This window comes from Vicinamibacteria bacterium, assembly GCA_035620555.1.
Lineage (GTDB): Bacteria > Acidobacteriota > Vicinamibacteria > Marinacidobacterales > SMYC01 > DASPGQ01.
Genome location: DASPGQ010000535.1, coordinates 1 through 2,487, shown reverse-complemented (window position 1 = coordinate 2,487; position 2,487 = coordinate 1). Strand labels below are relative to the sequence as shown.

The 2,487-nt window shown below is 63.7% G+C and carries 2 protein-coding genes; both read left to right on the top strand.

Going from position 1 to position 2,487, the window contains the following annotated elements:
* Window positions 1-1,101 (top strand): hypothetical protein (locus tag VEK15_21855; GenBank protein ID HXV63360.1); only part of this gene is annotated, 1,101 nt, incomplete at its 5' end.
* Window positions 1,098-2,487, top strand: a 1,390-nt coding sequence (locus VEK15_21850; GenBank protein HXV63359.1) for a serine/threonine-protein kinase, incomplete at its 3' end; no start/stop codon positions are given. The genes VEK15_21855 and VEK15_21850, both read left to right, overlap by 4 nt.

The following is a 2,487-nucleotide window of genomic DNA, read 5'->3' as shown; positions in this document are numbered from 1 at the left end:
CTCCGACAGGAGGACGGCGCGGCTTTCGCGGTCACGGACGGTCTCACGCGAGTGTTGAGTCCGAGCTTCTCTCGGGACGGACGGTCTCTTTATTATGTTTCGAACCGCGCGGGAAGCATGGATCTCTGGCAACAGGCGCTCGGAGCTGACGGTAGGCCGGAAGACGATCCGATCCCGCTGACGGTTGGGATCGGCATGCGTTCCGCCGTTTTGTCTCCGGACGGCACCAAGCTCGCCTACTCGAAGGGGCGCCTCGTCGCCAACCTCTGGCGCGTTCCCCTGCTCGAAAATCGCCCCGCCGTCTGGGCGGATGCTGAGCAGCTGACGTTCGACGAAGCGCTCGTGGAGTTCTTCGATGTCTCCAACGATGGTCAGCGGCTCGTCTTCAACTCGGATCGGACGGGGAACATGGATCTCTGGGTGATGCCCGCAGAGGGCGGTGCTTTGTCCGCATTGACGACCGGCCCCGAGCTCGACTGGCATCCCCAATGGTCGCCTTCAGGTGACGAAGTGGCTTTCTATTCCCTGCGATCGGGCCGCCGGGAGATTCACGTGCTTCCGCTCGATGGCGGACCGGGGGTCCAGCTAACGAATGGCGAGGCCGAAGGCAGCGAATCGTGGTTTCCTGCCTGGTCACCGGATGGAAGTGAGATCGCCTTTGGCACCCTCCGCGACGATGCCTGGAGCCTTCGCACGATCCCTCGGGAGGGCGGTGTACCGCGGCTTGTTCACACGGAGAAGGACCAGCTGCACCCGACCTGGACACCGGACGGACCAGGCGTTCTATTCCCATCGGCCGACGATTGCCTGTGGCAGGTGCCCGCCGATGGCGGAGAACCCGTGCGGGTGCTGTGCGGCGTCGCCGGGTGGCCGGCCGTATCCCTGGATGGAAAACGGATCTTCTTCACTCGAGGGACGGAGGCAGGCCGGGACATCTGGGCATTTGCTCCCGAAGACGGAACGGAGCAGCGATTGACCCAACTCGAGGGACGGCCGGGGACGCTCCGTACGCAGATCGCCACGGATGGCCGCTTCCTCTACTTCGGCTGGCAGGAGGACGTCGGCGACCTCTGGGTGATGGACGTGGTGCGAGAGCCATGATCGGCGAACGACTCGCGCACTACCGCATTGTCGACAAGTTAGGACACGGCGGGATGGGCGAGGTTTATCGCGCCGAAGATACCAAGCTGCGCCGCGAGGTGGCAATCAAAATCCTGCCCGAAGCGTTTGCGAAGGACTCCGACCGAGTCACCCGCTTCGAGCGAGAGGCGCGTCTTCTCGCCTCGGTGAACCATCCCGGTATCGCCACACTCCATGGGCTCGAGAAGGACGAGGGCATCCACTATCTGGTGATGGAGCTCGTAGCGGGAGAGACGCTCGCCGAGCGGTTGGCCCGCGGGCCCCTCCCCCTGGAGGAAGCGCTCGACGTGTTCCGTCAGATCGCCGAGGCGCTCGAAGCCGCGCACGAAAAGGGCGTGATCCATCGGGATCTCAAGCCAGCCAACATCAAGATCACGCCCGAAGGAAAGGTCAAGATCCTCGACTTCGGCCTCGCCAAGGCCCTCGGCGAGGAGGAAGCACCGGCCTCGAAGCTTTCGGAGTCGCCCACCATCACCCGGGGAACGGCGACGGGGGTCATCCTCGGTACGGCGCCGTACATGAGCCCCGAGCAGGCGCGGGGGAAATCCGTGGACAAGCGCGCGGACATCTGGGCGTACGGCTGTTGTCTCTTCGAGGCCCTAACCGGAAAGCCCGCTTTCTGGGGAGACACCCTATCGGACACGATGGCTGCCATCCTCAAGAACGAGCCCGATTGGGACAAACTGCCTTCGAGCACGCCGCCAGCGCTCCGTCGCCTTCTCCGTCGCTGTCTGCAGAAAGATCCGAATCGTCGCTTACGGGATGTCGGCGACGCCGGGATCGAGTTGGACGAAACGCTCTCGGAACCTGCCGCGGTGCAACCGGTTCACCAAGAGCCCGCAAGGCGATCGACCCTCGTCATGATGCTGGGAGCGGTGGCAGTAGCAGCCATAGCCGTTTCCATCTGGAGTCTGCTGCGTGAGAGCGAGCCGGTCGACCGACGGGTCTGGCGCGCGGTGATTCCGCTCCCGCCAGGGCAAGAGCTCAACGTGAACGGCGCATGGTACTCACTCGCGATTTCTCCGGATTCAAAATGGATTGCCTATGTGGCGCGACCTGCCCAGTCGACGGCTTTTGCCACAACGCAACAGACACAACTCTATCTCCGCAGGATGGACCAGCCTGAGGCCCTACCCGTGGCCGGCGCCGCAGGAGCCCAGCTGCCGTTCTTCTCGCCCGACAGCCAATGGCTCGGTTACGAGCTGGGTGGAAAGTTGATGAAGGTCTCCATTGGCGGGACATCTCCCGGGCCGCCGGTGACCATCGCTGACATCGGTATCGGCATCGTCGATCGCGGCGTCAGCTGGGGACCTGATGGGTGGATCGTCTACAACCGAGGATTTAATT